Source organism: Kribbella sp. NBC_00662, from assembly GCF_041430295.1.
Taxonomy (GTDB): Bacteria; Actinomycetota; Actinomycetes; order Propionibacteriales; family Kribbellaceae; genus Kribbella.
On record NZ_CP109029.1, the window covers coordinates 7,037,371 to 7,058,930 of the forward strand.

General features: G+C 69.5%; 20 protein-coding genes. 12 read left to right on the forward strand and 8 right to left on the reverse strand.

The annotated features are described in order from the left end of the window. Window positions 1-30: 30 nt before the first annotated feature. Entirely contained in the window at window positions 31-636 is a 606-nt protein-coding gene (locus tag OHA10_RS34685) for a TetR/AcrR family transcriptional regulator (RefSeq protein WP_371403006.1), read from the forward strand. On the opposite strand, the gene cpt is transcribed toward OHA10_RS34685, so the two are convergent. Together cpt and OHA10_RS34695 are read right to left on the reverse strand one after the other, a co-directional pair. Beyond that, a complete protein-coding gene (cpt, locus tag OHA10_RS34690; RefSeq protein WP_371403007.1) occupies window positions 621-1,157 on the reverse strand; it encodes a chloramphenicol phosphotransferase CPT in 537 nt (178 codons plus the stop codon). The genes OHA10_RS34685 and cpt overlap by 16 nt on opposite strands. Then, window positions 1,154-2,413 (reverse strand): MFS transporter, encoded by a 1,260-nt coding sequence (locus tag OHA10_RS34695; protein WP_371403008.1) that lies wholly within the window; start codon window positions 2,411-2,413, stop codon window positions 1,154-1,156. Before OHA10_RS34695 ends, cpt begins: the two co-directional genes overlap by 4 nt. A gap of 75 nt (window positions 2,414-2,488) precedes the next feature. Here OHA10_RS34695 and OHA10_RS34700 point away from each other — a divergent pair, with 75 nt between their 5' ends. The 4 genes from OHA10_RS34700 to OHA10_RS34715 are packed head-to-tail and all read left to right on the forward strand — an operon-like array spanning window position 2,489 to window position 7,023. Continuing rightward, window positions 2,489-4,429: a potassium transporter Kup gene (locus OHA10_RS34700; RefSeq protein ID WP_371403009.1), complete on the forward strand. Its 1,941-nt coding sequence runs from the start codon at window positions 2,489-2,491 to the stop codon at window positions 4,427-4,429. Between the two features lie 2 nt (window positions 4,430-4,431). Then, the gene (locus OHA10_RS34705; protein ID WP_371403010.1) at window positions 4,432-5,277 is read left to right on the forward strand and encodes a helix-turn-helix domain-containing protein; all 846 of its coding nucleotides are present in this window, start codon (window positions 4,432-4,434) and stop codon (window positions 5,275-5,277) included. Continuing rightward, the gene (locus OHA10_RS34710; protein WP_371403011.1) at window positions 5,258-6,466 is read left to right on the forward strand and encodes an FAD-binding oxidoreductase; all 1,209 of its coding nucleotides are present in this window, start codon (window positions 5,258-5,260) and stop codon (window positions 6,464-6,466) included. The genes OHA10_RS34705 and OHA10_RS34710 overlap by 20 nt, the downstream gene beginning before the upstream one ends. A gap of 11 nt (window positions 6,467-6,477) precedes the next feature. After that, window positions 6,478-7,023, forward strand: coding sequence for a dihydrofolate reductase family protein (locus OHA10_RS34715; protein WP_371403012.1), 546 nt, complete (start codon window positions 6,478-6,480; stop codon window positions 7,021-7,023). A 34-nt stretch (window positions 7,024-7,057) separates the two neighbouring features. Here OHA10_RS34715 and OHA10_RS34720 read toward each other — a convergent pair whose 3' ends face one another. Then, a complete protein-coding gene (locus OHA10_RS34720; RefSeq protein WP_371403013.1) occupies window positions 7,058-7,669 on the reverse strand; it encodes a maleylpyruvate isomerase family mycothiol-dependent enzyme in 612 nt (203 codons plus the stop codon). Window positions 7,670-7,756: 87 nt separating this feature from the next. Between OHA10_RS34720 and OHA10_RS34725 the strand changes: the two genes are divergently transcribed. The 6 genes from OHA10_RS34725 (at window position 7,757) to OHA10_RS34750 (ending at window position 15,607) form a co-directional block, all read left to right on the forward strand. Next, complete coding sequence (locus OHA10_RS34725; RefSeq protein ID WP_371403014.1) at window positions 7,757-8,971, forward strand: helix-turn-helix domain-containing protein; 1,215 nt, start codon at window positions 7,757-7,759, stop codon at window positions 8,969-8,971. A 184-nt stretch (window positions 8,972-9,155) separates the two neighbouring features. Further along, complete coding sequence (locus OHA10_RS34730; RefSeq protein WP_371403015.1) at window positions 9,156-10,985, forward strand: PQQ-binding-like beta-propeller repeat protein; 1,830 nt, start codon at window positions 9,156-9,158, stop codon at window positions 10,983-10,985. Beyond that, window positions 10,982-12,910, forward strand: coding sequence for a hypothetical protein (locus OHA10_RS34735; RefSeq protein WP_371403016.1), 1,929 nt, complete (start codon window positions 10,982-10,984; stop codon window positions 12,908-12,910). Before OHA10_RS34730 ends, OHA10_RS34735 begins: the two co-directional genes overlap by 4 nt. Before the next feature lie 14 nt (window positions 12,911-12,924). Further along, complete coding sequence (locus tag OHA10_RS34740) at window positions 12,925-14,154, forward strand: DegT/DnrJ/EryC1/StrS family aminotransferase (protein WP_371403017.1); 1,230 nt, start codon at window positions 12,925-12,927, stop codon at window positions 14,152-14,154. After that, on the forward strand, window positions 14,154-14,882 hold the full coding sequence (locus tag OHA10_RS34745) for a hypothetical protein (protein ID WP_371403018.1): 729 nt from the start codon (window positions 14,154-14,156) through the stop codon (window positions 14,880-14,882). Before OHA10_RS34740 ends, OHA10_RS34745 begins: the two co-directional genes overlap by 1 nt. Further along, the gene (locus OHA10_RS34750) at window positions 14,876-15,607 is read left to right on the forward strand and encodes an amidohydrolase family protein (RefSeq protein WP_371403019.1); all 732 of its coding nucleotides are present in this window, start codon (window positions 14,876-14,878) and stop codon (window positions 15,605-15,607) included. Before OHA10_RS34745 ends, OHA10_RS34750 begins: the two co-directional genes overlap by 7 nt. Here OHA10_RS34750 and OHA10_RS34755 read toward each other — a convergent pair. The 4 genes from OHA10_RS34755 to OHA10_RS34770 all read right to left on the reverse strand — a co-directional run bounded on the left by OHA10_RS34755 (window position 15,602) and on the right by OHA10_RS34770 (window position 18,089). Beyond that, entirely contained in the window at window positions 15,602-16,126 is a 525-nt protein-coding gene (locus tag OHA10_RS34755; protein WP_371403020.1) for a GNAT family N-acetyltransferase, read from the reverse strand. The two genes, OHA10_RS34750 and OHA10_RS34755, sit on opposite strands and share 6 nt — an antisense overlap. Window positions 16,127-16,185: 59 nt before the next feature. Continuing rightward, window positions 16,186-16,548, reverse strand: a complete 363-nt coding sequence (locus OHA10_RS34760) for a hypothetical protein (RefSeq protein ID WP_371403021.1) — start codon at window positions 16,546-16,548, stop codon at window positions 16,186-16,188. A gap of 62 nt (window positions 16,549-16,610) precedes the next feature. Then, complete coding sequence (locus OHA10_RS34765) at window positions 16,611-17,348, reverse strand: CPBP family intramembrane glutamic endopeptidase (protein WP_371403022.1); 738 nt, start codon at window positions 17,346-17,348, stop codon at window positions 16,611-16,613. A gap of 153 nt (window positions 17,349-17,501) precedes the next feature. Then, entirely contained in the window at window positions 17,502-18,089 is a 588-nt protein-coding gene (locus OHA10_RS34770) for a TetR/AcrR family transcriptional regulator (RefSeq protein WP_371403023.1), read from the reverse strand. A 46-nt stretch (window positions 18,090-18,135) separates the two neighbouring features. Between OHA10_RS34770 and OHA10_RS34775 the strand changes: the two genes are divergently transcribed. Then, window positions 18,136-20,538: a beta-glucosidase gene (locus OHA10_RS34775; protein WP_371403024.1), complete on the forward strand. Its 2,403-nt coding sequence runs from the start codon at window positions 18,136-18,138 to the stop codon at window positions 20,536-20,538. 43 nt (window positions 20,539-20,581) lie between these two features. On the opposite strand, the gene OHA10_RS34780 is transcribed toward OHA10_RS34775, so the two are convergent. Beyond that, entirely contained in the window at window positions 20,582-21,538 is a 957-nt protein-coding gene (locus tag OHA10_RS34780) for an ArsR/SmtB family transcription factor (RefSeq protein ID WP_371403025.1), read from the reverse strand. Window positions 21,539-21,560 lie beyond the last annotated feature (22 nt).

The window sequence follows — 21,560 nt, forward strand, 5'->3', positions numbered from 1 at the left end:
GTACATCTTTTTATCCGGTATGGTTAAACCGTGAACCAGCCGGGCCGCCGGGAGCGGAAGAAGGCCGAGCTCCGGACCCGGATCTCGGAGGTCGCGACCACACTCTTCCTCGAGCGCGGCTTCGACGCCGTGTCGGTGTCCGAGGTCGCCGATGCGGCGGATGTCGCGCGGCCGACGGTGTTCGCGCATTTCACCCGCAAGGAGGATCTGCTCTTCGACCGCTACCCCGAGGCGGAGGCCATGGTCGTTGCCGCGATCAACGACCGCCCGGCCGGCACGTCCGCGGTCAAGGCGGTGTCGGACCTGCTGGTCGCGCTGGCCGACGAGGGGCATCCGCTGTCCACGATCCGCGGCACATTCCGCCGCTTCTGGGAGGTCGTCGCCGAGTCGCGGTCCCTGCAGAACCGCGCCCGCGAGCTACTCCAGGAGATCGAGCAGGCGATCGCGCGAGCGATGGCGGACACCGGCGTACCCGCTCCTCAGCTGACCGCCGCGCTGACAGTCGCTGCCTACCGCGTCGTTCACCTGGAGTCGGTACGGCGGATCTTCGCGGGCGACGACGCCGCCGTCGTGGCCGCGCAGCACCGCGAGCGCATCATCGGCGCGCTCGCCGTCGTCGATCAGGCCTTCACGTAGTCCGCGATCGTCCGCGCGCACTCGATCGACGTCGTGTGCGACGTGTCGACCTCCACGTCGTACGTGATGCCCTCATGGACGATCAGTGCCTGCCCTTCGGCCATGCCGGTCGGCCGATCACCGCGGGCCGCCTCGCGCTGTGCTGCGATCGACGGCTCGCAATGGACGCCGACCCACAGCGTCTCGAGATCGCCGATCGCGTTCCGCCAGCGCTGCTGCGACGACGGTCCGCCGAGGAAGACGTCGTCCATGAGCACCCGACCGCCGGCCCGGCACATCGCGACGATCCCGGCGGTCCAGCCCGCCTCCAATTCGCGGAACGCAGGCCCGACCGACACCTCGCCATCGGATCCGATCACGATCCCGTCCGGCGAACCCTCCAGCTTGGCCGGCAGGGCGTCGACGAAGTCGTCCACGCTGAACCCGAGCCACGGCTCGTCCAGCACCTCCTGCAGAGCCCGCACGAGCGCGGTCTTCCCGGAGCTGGATCCGCCGTTCAGGATGATCAGTCGAGGCGTCACGCCTGCAAGGCTAGGGGCTTGTCCGGCGTCACCTCGACCGCTTTACGGCGGGCCAGGGCGAGGAACGGTACTGCGAGCACCTGGATCCCGGCCGCCAGCAGGTACGTCTGCCCGTAGCCCCACAGATCCGCGGACCGGCCGAGCCCCGGCTGGATCACGACACCGCCCGCGGAGCCGAGCAGGTTGTCGAACGACAGCACCGTCGCCCGCTGCTCCGACGGGATGCGGCTGTTCAGGTACGCCTGCCGGACCGGCGTCATCGCTGCGAACATCGTGCCCCACACCATCAACAGGCCGAGCGCGGCCCAGAACGACGTCACCAGACCGATCAACGCGATCACGGCCGCGGACGTCGCGATTGCCCCGATCAGGATCAAGATCCGGTCGCGGAAGATCCGCGCGACGTACGCCGCCGACGCACCGCCGGCGATCTGCGCACCGGCCACGATCCCGGCGGACAGACCCGCGATCCAGTACGAGTCGGCGTGCCCGTACAGCTGCAGGAGATACGGCTGCGCGGCGTAGAAGCCGTACACGCTCACCCCGGCGGTGAACGGACCGGCCAGCATCACCCAGCGCACCGGCGGATTCAGCAGCCCGTGCCGCAACGACGCCCGGACGATCCCGCCCATCTCGCCGCGCACCGAGACCCGCGGCTTCGGCGTGAACCCGAGGTCGCGCATCGCCCGCCACGCCACCACGAAAGTGGCCCCGAGCAACAACGCGCGGACGACGTACGGCGCGCCGAGATTCGTCACCTGGGCCAGGAAGCCGCCGCCGATCGAGCCGCCCATCATCGCGATCCCGCTCGCCACCTGCCCCTTCGCGAACGCCGCGTCGAGCGACCCGCGGTACCCGGTCGCGTGCAGCCCGTCGACCAGCCAGGCCTCGGTCGCGCCGCTGAAGAACGTGAACCCGAGCCCGAGCAGCACCGACACCAGAGCCCACAGCGCGAAGGGCGCGTGCGCCTGCCACAACAGCAGGTAGAGCAGCGTGGACCCGAACAAGGTGGCGGTCCCCAGGAGGTACGACGTACGCCGTCCGACCGTGTCCGCGACCACACCCGTCGGGACCTCGAACAGCACCATGCCGGCGGTGAAGAACGCGTTGGCGGCGAACGCCTTTCCGATGCTCAGTCCGGCGTCGAGGAGGAACAGGGTGTTGATGCCCCAGATCATCGACGAAGCACCTGTGGACACGACGACCAGCGTCACGTAGGTCCGCAGTACCCGCTCCGGCGTCATCTGAGGTGTCATGTGAGGTACGTCGGAGTCGCGGCAACGCTCTCGACATCCACCTCGGTAGCTCCCGGGGCAGGTATCGTCCGGGCCGTGACGATTCAGCAGGACGACGCCACGGGCCGTACGCCGAATGTCCACGACACCGTCAAGCTCGCGGTGATCGTCGGGGCACTCGGCGTGGTGTTCGGTGATATCGGGACCAGCCCGATCTACACGATCCAGACCGTGTTCAACCCCGAGGACCCGCACCCGGTGCCGGTCAGCGACGCGAACGTGTTCGGTGTCGTCTCGCTGATCTTCTGGTCGGTGATGATCATCGTCACCGTCACCTACATCCTGCTCGCGCTGCGCGCCGACAACGACGGCGAGGGCGGCCTGATGGCGCTGATCACGATTCTGCGCGGATGGGCCCGCCGGCACCGGGAGCGCAAGGGCGCGGTCGTGCTGGCCGGACTCGGCCTGTTCGGAGCTTCGCTGTTCTTCGGCGACAGCATGATCACACCGGCGATCTCGGTACTGTCCGCGGTCGAAGGACTGAAACTCGTCGAGCCGTCACTGGGCGAGTACGTCGTACCGATCACCGCGGTGATCATCATCGTGCTGTTCATGGTCCAGCGACGCGGCACCGAAGCGGTCGGCCGGGTGTTCGGGCCGATCATGATCGTCTGGTTCGCGGCGATCGGCGCGTGCGGGATCAGTGGTATCGCCGGGCACCCGGAGATCCTGAAGGCGCTGTCCCCGACGTACGCGATCAGCTTCCTGGCCGGGCACTTCCACATCGCGTTCTTCGCGCTGGCCGCGATCGTGCTGTCGGTCACCGGCGCCGAGGCGCTGTACGCCGACATGGGCCACTTCGGCCGGAAGGCGATCACCCGGGGCTGGCTGTTCCTCGTCCTGCCCGCGTGCGTGCTGAGCTACCTGGGCCAGGGCGCGCTGATCCTCAAGGACGAGTCGAACATCAGCGGGCCGTTCTTCCTGCTGATCCCGGACTGGGGCCGGCTCCCGCTCGTACTCCTCGCGACCGCGGCGACCGTGATCGCGTCGCAGGCGGTCATCACCGGCGCGTACTCCGTCGCGTCGCAGGCCGCGAAGCTCGGCTACCTGCCGCGCCTGCGAGTCGCGCACACGTCGGCGACCACCGCGGGTCAGATCTACGTGCCGTGGATCAACTGGCTGCTGCTGGTCTCGGTGCTGACGCTGGTGTTCGCGTTCCGCAGTTCGGCGGCGCTGGCGTACGCGTTCGGCATGGCGGTGACCGGCACGATCACGATCACCACCACGCTGTTCTTCTACGTCGCCCGCTACCGCTGGAACATCTCGTGGTGGCTGATCGGCGCCGGCGCGACGTTGCTGCTGGCCGTCGACCTGCTGTTCGTCGGGGCCAACCTGACCAAGCTCATCCACGGCGCCTGGTTGCCGCTGCTGATCGCGATCACGGCGTTCACGATCATGACGACCTGGCAACGCGGCCGCCAGGTCGTCACGGCCGAGCGGGAGCGGGCGGAGGGTTCACTGCAGGAGTTCATCAACCAGCTCGGCTCCGGCGACATGCCGGTCCGCACGGTGCCCGGTACGGCGATCTTCCTGAACCGCGGCGGCGTCACCACCCCGCTCGCGCTGCGGGCGAACGTCGAGCACAACCAGGTGCGCCACGAGCACGTGGTGATCGTGGCGATCGAGACCGCGGAGGTCCCGCGCGTCCCCGAGGACCAGCGGGTGATGGTCAACGATCTCGGGTACGGCGACGACGGGATCACCCACGTCACGATCAAGTTCGGCTACATGGAGTCGTCCGACGTCCCGAGCGCGCTGGCCCTGCTGGACCCGGCCGCGACCGAGGGCCCGATCGATCTCGAGCACGCGTCGTACTTCCTCTCGAAGATCGAGCTCCGCCGCGGCAACGCACCGACGATGGCGGGCTGGCGCAAACAGCTGTTCCTCGCCACGTCCCACATCACCGCGGACGCCGCGGAGTACTTCGGCCTCCCACGCGACCGGACCGTCATCATCGGATCGCATATCGAGTTGTAACCATGGACCAGTCGTACGACGAGAGCCACCCGCTGCCGCAGCTGTCGGGGCTCGTTCGTACGGTCTGGATCCAGCGGACGGGATCGGTCGCGTATGTGCAGCGCGACCTGCCGACCGGCGGCGTCGAGCTGCACTGCCCGGTCGGCGGCGTACCGCGGTTGATCGGGCCGCTGACCCGCGCGCAGCTGCAGGTGATCCCGGCGCGGACGACGATCGTCGGAGTGCGGTTCATGCCGGGTGCGGGTGGCGCGCTGCTCGGCGTACCGGCTGATGAGCTGGTGGATTGCGTGGTCGATCTGTGGGGGCCTGCGGCGGTGGCGATCGGGTCGATCGTGGCCTCGGCGGCTCCCGAGGCGGCGTTGCTCGAGGTGCAGCGGTATCTGGCTGGTCGGCAGCTGCGTCCGGATCCGGTGGTGGCGGAGATGGTACGGCGGTTGATGCCGTGGGAGCGGACCGGGATCGCGACGCTGGCCGACGATCTGGCGCTGTCGGAGAGCCAGCTGCGGCGGCGGTGTCTGACGGCTGTCGGGGTGAGTCCGAAGGCGTTGCAGCGGACGTTGCGATTCCAGGGGTACTTGGCGTTGGCGCAGGCCGGGTTCGGCGGTGGGCTGGCCGATCTCGCGGCGGAGACGGGGTACGCCGATCATGCGCATCTGACCCGGGAGTGCGTACGGCTGACCGGGGTGACTCCGCGCGAACTGCTCGGCGACAAGGCCGATCGCTGCGACTGCGGTCACGACCACTCGGCGTCGTACCGCCCGTTCCTGGCCGGCTGGTACGACCGTTTTCTTCAAGCCCAGGCCCGGGTGCCGGCCGTAGCGTCAGCCCATGGAGCTGATCGGCGCTGACCACCCGCAATACGAGGTACTCCGCCGTCCTGCGCTCCCGCAGTACCGCGCCATCCGCCCCACCTCCATCGCGCGCTGCGCTGATCCTTCCGATGTGGCGGAGGCCCTCGCCTACGCCCGCGCCCACGCGCTCCCAGTCGCCCTCCGAGGCGGCGGCCACTGCTTCGCGGGCCGCTCGTCGACCAGCGGGCTCCTCCTGGACCTTTCCGCGCTCGACTCGGTGTCAGTTGCAGATGGACAGGCAGCGATCGGAGCTGGGGCTCGGCTGGCGGACGTGTATCGCGGGCTGCACGAGCACGGACTGACGATTCCGGCCGGTTGTGGGCCGACGGTTGGGATTGCCGGGTTGACGTTGGGTGGCGGGCTCGGGCTGCTCGGGCGGCGGTACGGGCTGACCTGCGATCGGCTCGTCGGCGCGACGGTTGTGCTCGCGGACGGTCGCATCGTGGAGTGCTCTGAGGGGCAGGAGCCGGATCTGTTCTGGGCGCTGCGCGGAGCCGGAGGTGGTCAGTTCGGCGTCGTCACGTCGCTCGTGTTCGCCGCCGTACCGTCGCCCGCCGCGACGCGTTTCACCCTCACCTATCCACGGGATCGAGCCGCCGACGTCATCGCCGCTTGGCAGTCCTGGGCGCCGGACGCGCCCGATCACCTCACGGCCAGCCTCGCCGTGACGGCCGACGAAGTACGGGCGTTCGGTGCCGCGGTCGGCGCCGCCGACTTCGGCGAACTCGCGTCCCTCGATGCGGCGGTCGAGCTGCGCGACGGGCTCAGTTGGCCTGAGCTCAAGCGCAGCTTCTCCGACGAGGACGTCCAGGACGATCGCGTCGTCTACAGCAAGTCGGAGTTCTTCGGCTCTCCGCTCCCCCGCGACACCATCGCTCAACTCCTGGCCGCGGGCTGCGAGCTGAGCTTCACTCCGATGGGCGGCGCCTACAACCGGGTCCCCGCCGACGCCACGGCCTTCATCCATCGCGGCGAACGCTTCCTCCTCGAACACGCGAGCCCCGACCGAACCGCCGTACGGCGGTCGTGGTCCATCGCCCACCCGCACGCCTCCGGCCGTCTCTACCCCAACTTCCCCGACCCGGACCTCACTGATCCCACCGCTTACCACGGCGGCAACTATGAGCGCCTGCTCGCCATCAAGCAGGCATACGATCCAGACCACATCTTCGGAGGCCTCACATGATCGTGCTCTACATGACAATGTCCGTCGACGGGTACGTCGTCGGTCCGGACGACAGCGTGGAAGAGCCGATGGGACGCGGTGGGTTCCGGCTGTTCAACTGGCTGGACGACCGCGACTCCGACGGACCGAGCGGCCACGTGTACGCCGAAGCAGTCGCCACCGGCGCCGTCATCGCCGGCCGCCGCACCTTCGAACACGCCGGCCGCTGGGGCGGCGACCACCACGACGGCGTACCGATCTTCGTCCTCACCCACCACGTCGACGAGAACGACGTCCCGCCCGGCAGCTCGCGCTTCGTCACCGACGTGAAGTCCTGCGCCGCCCAGGCCCGCGCCGCCGCCGGCGACCGCAACATCCTGGTCCACGGCGCCGGCGCCGCCCAGTCCCTCCTCGCAGCCGGCGAACTCGACGAACTCGAACTCCACGTCGTCCCGGTCCTCCTCGGCCAGGGCCGCCGCCTCTTCGACAACCTCCCCGCCACCCAGATCGAACTGGAACAAGTCCGCCAACTCCCCTCCTGCGACGTCACCCACCTCCACTACAAGGTGCTGCGATAGATGACGATCTCGACTGGATGGAGTACGCCCGCGGTCAGAGCCAGGGTGGGAGGGGGGTGGCGGGGTGACCTGAGGTGGTGACGTTTGTGTAGGGGCGGCCGGCTAGGTAGGCGGCTAGTTCGGGGAGGGGGCCTTCGGCGGGTGGTACGTCGGGGCGGGTGGTGCGGATGTCTTCGCAGAGGGCTTCTAGGAAGTCGGCGGGGAGATCGGCGAAGGTGAGGCCGGTGGACAGGTCTACGGCGTGGATGAGGACCTCGCGGGAGCGCATCCAAGGGATTCGGGTGGCGGGGATCGGGGCGCCTTGGGCGGTGCGGACTGTGGACTGCCATTGATCTGCTGAGAGGGCTGACATGGCGTCGGCCAGTCCGGCGGCGGACTCGTCGTACCAGGAGCGGAGCTCGTCCTCGGGGCGGAGAGCGCCGGACTCGATGTCGGCGTTGCGGGCCTCGGGGGACGGGTACATCGGGCGCTCCTCGCCGGTGCGGGCCCAGTGCACGAGGTTGCCCAGGGCCTCGGCATTCAGCGACAGGTGCGCCGCCACATGACGTCGTTTCCAGCCTGGCAGCGCCGACGGCGCGTCCAGGTCAACCAGTGCCGCGCGGCACTTCGCCGTACCCTCGTCGATCCACTCATCAACCCGAGCCATGACTGGAACGTAGCCGACGACGGCGCGGGTTCTTGCAGCGGTGGGGTGTTCTGGTGAGACTGAGCCGATGAAGGAGGGGGCCCCGCCATGGTGACGTCGATCGGGGTGGTGGGACCGTCGGACCTGGTCACCTCCACCAGCCGGATCCTGAAAGGACTGCGTGGGGTCGAGATCGTCCCGCTGCGGTACCGGCGGGAGACCGATACGCCGAAGGTGATGGCCAACGCGCCGGGCAGTGTCGACGCGTGGCTGTTCACCGGCGTCGTCCCGTACCAGCTGGCCGCCGCGCAGGGCCTGCTCGACCGGCCCGCGGCACACGTCGAATACACCGGCGCCACGCTGATGCGCGCCTTGGTGCAGCTGCTCAGCGAGGGACGCGACGTCACCTCGCTCAGCATCGACGTACTGGACGAGGCCGAGGTGCGGGAGACGTTCGACGAGGTCGGCCTGCCGACGAGCGGCGTGCGCGTGCTGCCGTACCGCCCCGGGCTGAGCCTCGAGGAGATCCTCGCGTTCCACCACGAGGCCCGCGCCACGGTCGCGATCACCTGTCTGCGCTCGGCGTACGAGAAGCTCCGGACCGAGCAGACCACGCTGCGGCTCGCACCGTCGGTGCACTCGGTGCGCAGCGCGGTGAACAGTCTGCTGCTCGTCCACGACGCTTTGCGCAGTGACGATGCGCAGATCGCCCTCGGCCTGGTCGAGATCTCCCCCGACGCCGAGAGCGCCCTCCGCCGCGAGGCCGGCTCGCTCGGCGGCAGCGTCATCCGGTACGACGACAAGCGGTGGCTCGTGATCGCGACCCGCGGACCGCTCGAGCAGGCGACCGCCTCGTTCACCGAGCTCGGCATGCTGACCCGACTGAAGGAACAATTCGGACCGGTCCGGATCGGCTTCGGCATCGGCGGCTCCGGCACCGAGACCGAGGCGTTGGCCCGCCGCGCACTCGGTCGAGCCAGGACGGCAGGCCGTACGGCGGCAGTCGTCTCGCTGCGCAACGACATCGATCTCGTGCTCGTCGGCGGCGCGGCCCCGCGGGCCCAGCAGCGGTCGAAGCTGCAACTGCTCGCGCAACGCGCCGGACTGTCGAAGGCGACCCTCGAGCGCCTGCAGGAGCTCGTCCACGCCACCCCCGAGGACGGTCTGACCACCCGATCGGTCGCCGACTACCTCGGCATCCAGCCGCGTACCGCGCGCCGCGTCCTGAACCGCCTCGAGCGGGCCGGCCTGGCCGATGCGACCGGCACCCAACTCGGCACCGGCAGCGGCCGCCCGCTGGTTGTGTACCGCGTTCATCTCTGATTGTTTCCCGAGCGGTTGACGCACTGACGCACGTCCGGCTAATTTCAGCCATGACCGTAATTCAGTGCGCACTGTCCCGGGAGGCCTTGTGGACAAGCGAATCGCACGGGGATTGATCGTTGCTCTGGTCAGCTACGCCGGACTGGTGAGCGTTTCGGCACCAGCAACAGCCTCAGTTCCGGAGGTGACCGAAAGCCCGACGGTCACCAACCTCGGTCCGGCATCGGCCGTGACCTCGACCAGCGTCGCCGAGCAGGTCGGCGACCGGATCTGGACCATCACCTCCGGCGTCTCCCCCGTCCAGGTCGGCGCCTTCGACCCGGTCAGCAGGACCGTCGACCGCAAGTTCTCGCTGCCCACCGGCGCCGGTGCCTGGGCGATGACCCACCTCGGCACTGACCTGTACGTCGGCCTGTACACCCCCGGCGACCTCTACCGGATCGACACAACCACCGGTGCCGCGACCAAGGTCACGCAGTTCGGCTCGTTCATCTGGTCGATCGCCGCAACGCCCGACGGCAAGATCGTCGCGGGCACCTACCCCGACGGCGCCGTCCACGAGTACGACCCGGCCACCGGCGCCACCAGATCGTACGGCGCTGCCGTCGCCGGCGAGCAGTACGTCCGCAGCATCGCCGCCGACGCGACCACGATCTACGCCGGTGTCGGCACCAAGGCGCACCTGATCGCCATCGACCGCGCCACCGGCGACCGCCGCGACGTACTCCCGGCCAAGTACGCCGACCGCACGTTCGTCGCCACCCTCGCGCTCGACGGCACGAAGCTCGCCGCGAGCCTCTCCCCCACCGGCACGATGCTCGTCTACGACACCGCCGACCTGAGCAACCCGGTCGAGGTCCAGACTCCCGGCGGCGACCAGTACATCACCGCGATCACGCTCGACGGCGCCGACGTCTACCTCGGCACCAGACCGTCCGGCACGCTCTACCGCTACCGCGACGACACGCTGACCCGCCTCGGTTCGCCGTACGACGGGGCGTACTTCAACCGGATCTTCGTCGACGGCTCGACGATCCGCGCCGAACTGACCAGCCAGGTCGTCGACTTCGACGAGACGACCGGGGAGTTCACCGGCACCGATCTCGGCCAGGCCGGTCTGCCGCCCGCGCCCGAGCAGGCGATGGCGATCGCCGCGACCCCGACCTCCGTCCTGGTCAGCGGGAAGGCCGGCATCCAGGTCCACGACCTCGCCACCGGCGCCAGCACGCGCACGTTCCTCCCCGGCGAGGCGAAGACCCTGACCCCGATCGGCCGGGACGTCTACCTCGGCGTCTACACGCTGGCCCGCCTCTGGCAGATGAAGCCGGACGGCTCCGACCTGCACGAGCTCGGCCAGATCGGCAACGAGCAGACCCGCCCGACCGACGCCGCGTACGACGCCCGCTCGCGCACCTGGCTCATCTCCACCGAACCCGACTACGGCAAGTACGACGGCACGCTGGTCGAGCAGCACCTCGCCACCGGTCAACGCGAGGTCCACCGCGGCGTCGAGCCGCAGCAGTCCGTCCGCTCGGTCACCACAGCCGACGGCATCGCCTACCTCGGCGGCGCGACCCGGAACAGCCTCGGCACCGACCCGATCTTGCCCGAGGCAACCGTCGTCGCCTACGACCTGCACCGCAACAAGGTGCTCTGGACAACCGCTCCGTTGCCCAAGGCACAGAGCTACAGCGATGCCGTCGTCTACCGCGGCCGCCTCTACGCGACCACCGACGACGGCCGGTTCGCCGTCCTCGATCCCCGCACCGGCAAGCTCACCGGCGCCGCGACGATCGGCACCGGCCAGAGCCGCCTCACGATCGCCCGCTCCGGTCTGTACGGCACCGACAACAAACGCGTCTTCAAGATCACGCCCGCCCTGACGGTCACCACCGTCGTCGACAATCTCGGCGCCGAGATCTACAGCTACCCACTGATCACGACCTCTCACAACGGCGACGCCCTCTACACGATCAAGGGCCGCGACCTGGTCCGGATCGGTGGACTCCGATGATCATCTCCCGCCGTACAGCGCTCGCCGGCGCGCTCGCCACCGGCGCCGCCGCCGCTCTCCCCACAACCGCCCACGCGGAGGACAGTCCCATCGACGGCTCCACGCTGCCCACCTCCGGTCCCGCAGTCGTGACGGCCGCCGTCGTCGCGATGGCGGTGTACGACGGACACGCCTACGTGATCAGCCGCGGTATCGTCCCACCGAGGCTGACCGAGATCGACCTCACCACCCGCAAGGTCACCCGGACCGTCGAGCTGCCCACCGGCGAAGGCGGCTGGGGCATCACCGTTGCCGGCGGCAAGGTCTACGCCGGGCTCTACCCGGTCGCGGACGTCTACTGCTTCGACCCGGCCGACGGATCGGTCACGCACGTCGGGACGCTGGCCGGCGCCGGTGGCTTCGTGTGGGACATGGCCACAGCCCCTGACGGCCAGGTGTTCGCGGTCAGCTACCCGAACGGCGCCGTCTGGCAGATCGATCCCGCGACGAACACTCCGACACGGCTCGGTGCACCGGTCGCGGGTGCACAGTACGGCCGGTATGTCGGTGCCGCAGGCAACTATGTGTACGCCGGGATCTACACCCCGTCGCAGCTGGTCGGGTACGACCGGAGTACGAAGGCCTTCCGGGATCTCACGCCGGAGACGTCCCGCGGGCAGAACTTCGGCCCGTTCGCGGCAACGGACGATCGGATCTTCGTCGGCAGCAGCCAGGCGTTGATCAGCATGGAGCTGGATGGATCCGATGTCCGCACCACGCCTTTGCCCGACGGCGAGACGGGCGTGGACGCGATCGCGATCGCAGCGGATGGGACGGCGTACCTGACGACGAGGACGTCCGGAACCGTGTGGAAGGTTGGACCTGAAGGACTCGTCGCGGTGGCGACGCCGGCGCCGCAGGACGAGCACCGCAAGCTGGTGTTCCTCGATGCGACGACGTTGCTCGGCGCGACCGGGTCCGGCGTGCTCTGGTGGCTGGACGTCTCCACCGGTTCGTTCGAGGTGCTCGACCTGATCGATGCTGGGTTCACCCCCGCACCGGACCTGCCGCAGTCGATCGTGATCGGCGACCCGCACCTGTACGTCGGCGGGCACTGGGTGATCACCGAGCACGCCGCCGGGGCCACCCGGCGGATCCGTGTCGCGGGCGAGGCGAAGACGCTCACCTGGGTCCGCGGCGAGCTGTACTCCGCGCTGTACCCGAGCACCGAGGTGGTCCGGGTCAACCCGCGGACCAAGCAGGTCCACAGCTTCGGCACGATCGACCACGAGCAGATCCGACCCTGGCAGGCGGCGTACGACGAGAAGTCGAAACTGCTCGCGATCGCGTCCGCACCGGGTACGGGGAAGCTCACCGGCGCGCTCACGCTGCTGGACGTGCGTACCGGCGAGCTCGATGTGCACTACGGGATCCTGCCCGACCAGAGCGTGATGACGGTCTCGATCGTCGACGGCATCGCATACCTCGGCGGCGACGTGGTCGGCGGCGGTGGCATCACGCCGACCCGCACCTCGGCCGCGATCGCCGCGTTCGACCTCTACCGCCGCCAGCTGCTCTGGACGGTCGAGCCACTCGCCGGCGAACGATCGATCCAGAGCGTCGCGGTCCACGACGGGATCCTGTACGGCGTGCTGAAACGCACCAGCGGCGGCTGGTTCCGGTACGACCTGCGCACCAGGACCGTCGTACGCGGTGAGAACAAGCTGTCCGGCTACGGTCAGATCCACACCGACCGGACCGGCGTCTACTGTGAGACGAACTTCGGCGGGAACCTGTACCAGCTCGGACCCGGGCCGACGAAGCTGCTGGTGAACAAGCTCGGCGACGGCTGGTACACGGTGCCGCAACTGACGCCGGTGCGCGGCGCCAAGCACAGCGTCTGGGGGCTCGCCGACCGCGACCTCGTCCAACTACCGTTGCCCTAAGCAAAGGATTCCTGATGGAGAACAGTCAGCTCGCCCGGGACGGCGGTACGCCGGTGCGCACCGAGCCGCTGCCGTCGGTGATGAACGCCGGCGGCCGGCGCTTCGGTGACGACGAGGTCAAGGCGGTCGAGCGGGTGCTCCGCAGCGGCATGCTGTCAGCCACCTGGGGTACCGAGGTGCCTGCGCTTGAAATGGAGTTCGCCGCGCTCCTCGGCGCCGGCCACGCGGTCACCTGCAGCTCCGGTACGGCGGCCCTGCACCTGGCCGTCGCTGCGGTGAACCCGGAGCCCGGCGACGAGATCATCACCACGCCGATCAGCGACATGGGCACCGTGTTCCCGATCATGATGCAGAACGCCGTACCGGTGTTCGCGGACGTCGACCCGATCACCGGGAACCTCACGCCCGAGTCGGTCGCGGCCGCGATCACGCCGCGGACCAAGGCCGTGATCGTGGTGCATCTGTTCGGCAAACCCGCGCGGGTGCGGGAGCTGCGGGAGCTGTGCGATCAGCACGGAATCCTGCTGATCGAGGACTGTGCGCAGGCGTACCTCGCGCCGGTCGGCGACACGTTCGTCGGCCGGATCGGGCACATCGGCTGCTTCAGCCTCCAGCAGACCAAGCACATCAGCGCCGGCGACGGCGGCCTCACGGTCACCGACGACGCCCAGAAGGCCCGGCGGATGCGGCTGTTCGCCGACAAGGGCTGGCCGCGTGACACCGACGAGCGGACGTACCTGTTTCTCGCGCTGAACTACCGCATGACCGAACTCGTCGCCTCGGTCACGAGAGCCCAGCTCAACCGGCTCCGCGGCGTGATCGAGGACCGTCGTACGGCGGCACTCCGGGCGACGGCCGGGATCGCCGGCCTGGCCGGCATCACACCGCCACCCGACGGGCACGACCACGTCTACTGGCAGTACCCGCTGATCATCTCCGAAGCGGCCGGCGACATGCGCGAGTGGGCCGCGGCGCTCACCGCCGAGGGTATTCCGGCGAACGGCGGGTACCTGACCAGCCCGCTGTACGCCGCGCCGGCCGTCCGCGAGCGGATCACGTACGGCGACTCCGGGTTCCCACTTCAGGATGTGTCGTATCCGGTCGGCCTGTGTCCGAACGCCGAGGACCTGATCAACAACCGCCTCCTCGTCCTGCCCTGGAACGAGAACTACACCGAATCCGATGTCGACGACATAGTCACCGCAATCCGCAAGGTGCACCAAGCCCTGGCCCAGGAGGCCTGATGACCGACACCCCATTGCTGCTCGACTGCGACATCCTGGTCGGGCACGACGTGACGACCGGGCGCTGGGGCCGGCCCGAGAAGGTGCGCGAGGTGCTCGACGCCGCTCACATCTCCGGCGGTGTCGTGTCCGCGCTGCGGGCAGTGCACTTCGACGTACCGTCGGGGAACGACGAGGCACGTAAAGTTGCTGACGACAACGGATGGACGATGTGCCCGGTGCTGGATCTGCGCGACCCACTGGGTGCGGAGAAGGAGCTGGAGCGGCTGCTGTCGAGCGATGCTCCACCGCGGGCGATCCGGTTGGCGCCGACCGCGCAGAGCGTCGAGCCGGGCTACCCGTCGTTCGGTCATGTCGTGCAACTGCTGGTCGACGCCGGCGTGACGATCTTCACCGAGGGCGACGTACGCAAGGTCGGACCGGCGCTGCGCGGGCTCGGCGCGCGGGTCGTGTTCCTCGACACGCACTTCTACTACCTCGGCGACTTCGTGATCCTGGCCCGCTCGGAGCCCGGCTTCCACACCTCGACCCGGATGCTGACCGGACCCGACTCGCTCGAGATCGTGGCCGCGGAGGTCGGCGCGGAGCGGCTCGTGCTCGGCTGCCGGACGCCGTTCCACGAGACCCGTTCGGTGGTCCGCCGGCTGCTGACGTCCAAGCTCAGCCCGGACGAGATCGCCCAGGCCGGCAGCCGCAGTCTCGAGACCCTCCTGGAGCCCGCATGCTGATCGACGTACACGCCCACTGGGGTCCGTGGTTCTTCTCGATGGACACCGCGAGCATCGACGTCAACATCGACCTGATCGACCGCTTCGGCATCGACCTCCAGCTGGTCTCGGCGATCGAGGCCATCGTGTACGACGCCCCGCTGGGCAACCGGTCGCTGGCCGAACTGCTTCCCGTCGACGAGCGGCTGCGCGGGATGATCGTCGTCGACCCGCGCCGCCTCGACGAGGCCCGGACCGACCTCGACGTACTGCTCGCCGGGGACGGGCGGACGCGGTGGGTCGGCGCGAAGATCCACAGCGAGTACAGCCGGACGCCGATCAGCTCGCCCGCGATGCAGGCGGCGATCGAGCTCACCACGGAGTACGGCCTGCCCACGCTCGTGCACACCTGGGGCGACACGGTCGTCGATCTCGCCGACGTCGCGGCCCGGGTGCCCGAGGCGCGGGTGCTGGCCGGTCACATGGGCGCGAACGGCTGGCCGCGGGTGCCCGAAGCGGCCGATCGGTCCGACCGGATCTGGTTCGAGCCGTGCTGGTCCGCGCCGGAGGCGAACCGGATCCGCTGGATCCTCGACCGGATCGGGCCGAGCCGCCTGATGTTCGGCACCGACGCCACGTTGATCGACCCGTCGGTCGCGCTGGGCGCCCTGGAAGCCGCCGACCTCACGCCGGAGGAGCACGCCGCGATCACCCACCGGAACGCGACGGAACTCTTCGCGCTATGACGCGTTGACGAACACGAGAATGTCGTGCTCCGGGCCGCGGACCGCGGGCTCCTGCCAGCCGAGGTGGCGGTAGAAGGCGATCGCGTCGTGGTTCTGGTTCCACGCGAGCAGCCAGGCGCGGGAACGCTCACGAGTGGCGGTTTCGAGCAGGCGGCGGGCGAGGCCGGTGCCGCGGGCATGCTCGAGTACGCCGAGCTCGTCGACCTCGAACGCGCCGATCAGCAGCTCCTCGACCTGTTCGGCGCCGAGCCGGTCGAGGACGCTGCCGTACGACCGGTCGGTCCGGAACGGCGCGGGCGTGGTCCAGCCGGTCACGAACCCGGCGATCCGCCCGTCGTCGGTACGCTCGATCCACGCCTGGAAGCCGTCCCGCTCGGCGTCGCCGTCGAGCCGCTTCCGGAACGCGATCCTGGTCTGCTCCGGGTCCCGGTGCTCGAACGGCGGTGAGGTGAACACCTCGACGTACGCCGTCGTCAGTTCGTCCGCGATCTCCAGCACGTCCCGCCCATACGTCTGCACCGCTCCAACCTAACGTCGGAGCGGTGCCTCCTGCGACCGGGTTGCAGGAACGCGCAGCGTCAGCTGGTCTGCGCCGGCTCCAGGTCCGCCGGGTCCACAGGTGGCGCCGTGGGCGCTGTGGGCACGGTGGGCACGGTGGACACAGGGGGCGCGGTGATCGCGGGGTCCGGTGTGGACGCGATCGTCTCGAGTTCGGTGCGGAACTGCGGCAGCATCCAGCGCAGCGGCTGGTCCAGGACGCGCGCGATGGTCGCCTCGTCGACCCGGAGCAGGTCGCCGATCCGGGCGAGCGCGTCCGGCTCGTCGGTGGCGGCGTACAGCAGGTGGACGACCTCGTGCCGGTGTGCGAACACGGCGAGCGCCGCGGCGGCCAGGCCGGCATCGATCTCGGGCGGACTGGTGATTTCCCCGTTGACTGTCACGACAACCTCAACCCGTCGGAGCCCCGATCGGTTACGTGTCAGTCTTTACACTTGTCCAGTTTTCAACTGGGTAGCCAGGAGACCTTGCCCAGCAGATACGTCGCACCGATCAGCGCGCCGGTGTCGATCAGGGTGTGCGCGACGACCAGCGGCATGATCCGGCCCCAGCGGCGGTACAGCCAGGTGAAGATCACTCCCATGATCACGTTGCCGGCGAAGCCGCCGAGGCCCTGGTAGAGGTGGTACGAGCCGCGGACCAGCGAGCTGGTCACGGTCGCGCGCCGGACCGACCAGCCGAGCTGGTCGAGCCGGTGGTTGAGGTAGCCGAGCACGATGACTTCCTCGAGTACGGCGTTCTGCGCGGAGACCGCGATCAGGATCGGGATCCGCCACCAGTAGTCGGGCAGCTGCGACGGATCGACGGTCAGGTTGGCGCCGGTCGCGTGTGCACCGATGTAGAACAGCAGGCCCGCTCCGCCGATGATCGCCGCGATCGCCGTACCGCGTCCGAGGTCCCGCAGCCGGTCGCGCAGGTCGAAGCCGATCGTCCGCAGGGTCTCACCGCCGCGCGCGAGGAAATGCCCGACGAGCGCGACCGGCACCAGCGCGGTCACGATCGCAAACACCTGCCAACTCAGATCCAGCCAAGGCCGCCCCGGAGCCCGCGACCCCACAATCACCGCCGTCTGCCCACTGATCGGCTTCGACGAGGTCAGCACCCCCGCAAACGAGATAACCGCCGCCACCCCGGAGGCTCCCAGCGAGAGCGCCAGCACCAACCAGATCTCCCGCGTAAGCACCCGCCGGCTAACGCCGACGGGTGCGGGAGGTCGAGACGGCCCGTCCGTAGGTGCCGGGATGGAAGGCGCAGCCGCCCCAGCCGACGAAGGGTGCGCCGGAGGCGCGTTCTCCCCCGCCGGGGAGTCGGGGTGGTCGGCGGAGTTCGTCATGGTTCAACTATCTCGCGCGGGCGTGGACAGCAGATCCAGCAGGTGGTTGAAGAGGGCTGCCGGTGCGGTGGGTAGGGCGTACTGGGATTGGATTTGCAGGCCGTCCGAGAGGGCGATGAGGACTGTGGCGATGGTTTCGGGGTCTGCCTGAGGGGTGAAGGTGCCGGCGGACTGGCGGGTGCGGACTGCTTCGGCGAGGGAGGCCCGGATGCTCGCGTAGCGGTCTACGAAGTAGTCGTGGGAGTTGTGGTCGGCGTCGCCGGCCTCGGCGGAGAAGGTCGAGTAGAGCTCGACCAGGCCCGGCACCGAAGCGTTGTGGCGGACGACGGTCGAGAGCAGGTCGATCGGATCGGACGAGTCGGCGAAGCGGGTGCGGTCGGCCTCGTCGCGGGCTCGGAGTACTGCCTCGAAGAGTTTTTCCTTCGAGCCGAAGTAGTGCAGGAGGCCGGCCTCGCTCAGGCCGACCGCGGCGGCGAGCTCGCGTGTCGACGTCTTCCGGTAGCCGTGGCGTGCGATCACCTCGAGGGCGGCGCGCAGGATCTCCTCCCGCTTCGCGACACCCTTCGCGTACGGACCTCTGGAAGTCGCCATACCCAAAACCTAGCATCACTTGGTTTTCGGACGTACAGTCTTCGGCATGAACTTCGACGACCTGCTCGGCCGGCTCACCCTCGAGGACAAGGTCCGGATCCTCACCGGCCAGGACTTCTGGTCGACGTACGCGCTCCCGTCGATCGGGCTGCGCTCGATGGTGCTGTCCGACGGCCCGAGCGGGGTCCGCGGCCCGGTCTGGGACGAGCGCGACCCGTCGCTCAACCTCCCGTCGGCCACCGCGCTCTCGTCGTCCTGGGACCTCGACATCGCCCATCGGTACGGCGTGGTGTCGGCGCTCGAGGCCCGCCGGAAGAACGTCGACGTCGTCCTCGGCCCGACCATCAACCTGCACCGTTCGCCGCTCGGCGGCCGGCACTTCGAGGCGTTCAGCGAGGACCCGGTGCTGACCGCGGAGCTCGCCGCGGCGTACGTCGCCGGAGTCCAGGAGCTCGGCGTCGGCGCGACCCCGAAGCACTACGTGGCGAACGACTTCGAGACCGACCGCTTCACCGCGAACGTCGTCGTCGACGAGCGCACGCTCCGCGAGGTCTACCTGCTCGCGTTCGAGAAGGCCGTCACCGAGTCGAAGGCGTGGCTCGTGATGAGCGCCTACAACTCGATCAACGGCGCGACCGCGTCGGAGAACGACCTGCTCGAGACCCCACTCAACACCGACTGGGGATTCGACGGCGTCGTGGTCAGCGACTGGACCGCCGTACGCAGCGTGGAGAGCGCCAAGCACTCCCAGGACCTCGCGATGCCCGGTCCGATCGGTGCCTGGGGCGACGCACTCGTCGAGGCGGTCCGGTCCGGCGAGGTCAAGGAGGACGCGATCGACCGCAAGGTCCTCCGTATCCTCGCGCTCGCCGCCCGCGTCGGTGCGCTCGAAGGCTTCGAGAAGCCGGCCGACGTACCGCAGGTCGACGGCACCGCCTTCGCCCGGACGGCGGCCGCCGAAGGCACCGTCCTGCTCGCCAACAACAACGAACTCCCCTGGGGCAACCTCCAGCGCGTCGCCGTCATCGGCCACAACGCCCGCGACGCCCGCACTCAGGGCGGCGGCAGCGCGACCGTCATCCCGTCGGCCGTCGTGTCCCCGCTCGACGGGATCCGCAAGGCACTCCCGAACGCCGAGGTCACCTACTCGCTCGGCGCCGTCGTCCAGGAAGGCGTCGCGGAGTTGCCGCCGGCAACCATGACCAATCCCGAGACCGGCGAGCGCGGCGGCCGCGTACGCTTCCTGACAGCCGACGGCACCGAGCTGTACGCCGAGGACCGGTTCTCCAGCGCGCTCGTCTACCTCGGCGGCGACGCCCCGATCGCCGAGTCAACGGTCTTCGAGTTCCGCACCACCTGGACCCCGGCCGAATCCGGTCCGATCAAGCTCGGCTTCGCGTCGGTCGGCCGCGGCCGGATCTTTGCCGACGGCAAGCTCCTCCGCGAGGACACCGCGGTCCCGGTCGGCACCGACCTCGGCGCCGCGCTGCTCTCACCGCCCTCGATCTCCACGCCGCTCGACGTGACCGCCGGTACGCCGGTCGACGTCCGCGTCGAGCTCGATCTGCCCAAGCTGGAAGGCGGTCTGAGCAACGCGTTCGGAATCGTCATCGGCGTCGAGCCGGGCAACGACGACCCGCAGGCGCTGATCGACGAGGCCGTCGCGGCCGCTCGCGCCGCGGACGTGGCACTGGTTGTCGTGGGCACCAATTCGAAGGTCGAGTCCGAAGGCTACGACCGCACCTCGCTCGCGCTCCCCGGCCGCCAGGACGACCTGGTCCGCGCGGTCGCCGCCGCCAATCCCCGGACGGTCGTCGTGGTCAACGCCGGCTCGCCTGTCCTCCTGCCCTGGCGGGACGACGTCGCGGCCACGCTCGCGACGTACTTCGGCGGTCAGGAGTACGGCGACGCGCTCGCCGACGTGCTCCTCGGCCGGACCGAGCCCGGCGGCCGTCTCCCGACCACGTGGCCGCGCGAGGAGTCAGATGTCCCGGTCATCGACGTCACTCCGAAGGATGGCGTCGTGCGGTATGACGAGGGCATCCACATCGGCTACCGCGCCTGGCTCAAGGCGGGCACCGAGCCGGCGTACGAGTTCGGCCACGGCCTCGGGTACACCACCTGGGAGCTGTCCGACCTGCGCGCCAACGACCCGACCTCGGTCGCGCTGACCGTCCGCAACACCGGCGACCGTGCCGGCAAGCACGTCGTCCAGGTGTACGCCGAACGCCCCGACAGCACGCTCGACCGTCCGGTCCGCTGGCTGGCCGGCTTCGCCGTCGTACGCCTCGATGCCGGTCAGGCCCGCGAAATCACAGTCGCCTTGCACGAGCACACCTTCGAGCACTGGGACAACGGCTGGACCACCGAGCCCGGCACCTTCACCCTCCGAGCCGGCTCGTCCGTGTCGGATCTCGCACTCACGGCCGAACTGGAGATCCTGCGCTAGCTGCCCAGCTGGGCGAGCCCCGGCGTTCGTCCGACGGACGCCTTCAGCCCGACACCGGCCGTCCGACCACGCGACGGCCGGTGTCGGACTGCCAGTACAAGACCGACCGCCCGGACCGGCGGCGTTCGAGCAATCCGCTGTCGGTCAGCACCCGGAGATGGTCGGAGATCGTCGCCAGCGACAGACCCGTCGTCGCGACCAGCAACGTCGTACTCACCGGTGCGGCGGCCTCGACCAGGATGCGCGCGCGGTTGCGCCCGAGCAGTTGCACCAACGGCTCGTCCGGCGTCGCGGTCGTCGCGAAGATGCCCGTAACCGGGTAGGCCAGCGCGAACCGATCCGGCAGCCGCCAGCTCACGTTCACCCGTTGGGTGTGCGCCGCGATGAACATCAGATCCCGACCGCGGACATCCGTCGGCGGGTAGTCCCACCGGTTGACCTGGATCCGGCCGTCGCCGAGCCACCGCACATCCGGCCCCAGCCCGCGGAGCACTCCCGACCACCCTTGCTCGCTGAGCCGCGACGTCCGCGACACGATGTCGGCCTGCAACACCCGCAACCGCCGTGGCCACTCCGGTTCGATGGTCGCGCTCCAGATCCACCGCAACAGCCCAGCCGCTTCGGCGGCGAGCCCGCGAGTCTCGAGCAGGATCGACGGCAACGGCGTGCGTACGACGCTCAGGTCCGCCCGGATGTGGTCGTCGGAGAGGGTCAGCAACGGCCCGAGCTCCTCCTCGAGCGCGAGGTCCGGCTCGAGCGGCGGGACCGTGAAGAAGTCGGCCGCCCAGCTCGTCCCGAACGCACTCTCGGCGATCGCCGCCCAGACCGGGTTTGCCGCCAGCGCCGCCTGGTAGGCGTCGACGTGCTGGTCCTTCCACGGGCGGTACCACGGCTCGACCGGCACCCGCAGCAGCTTCATTGCCGACACGGTCTCGGTGAGCTGCGACGTACCGAACCGGGCATTCACCAAGGTGTCGGCGTCGACCAGGAATTCGGACAACGTTTCGCCTCCACCCGAAACT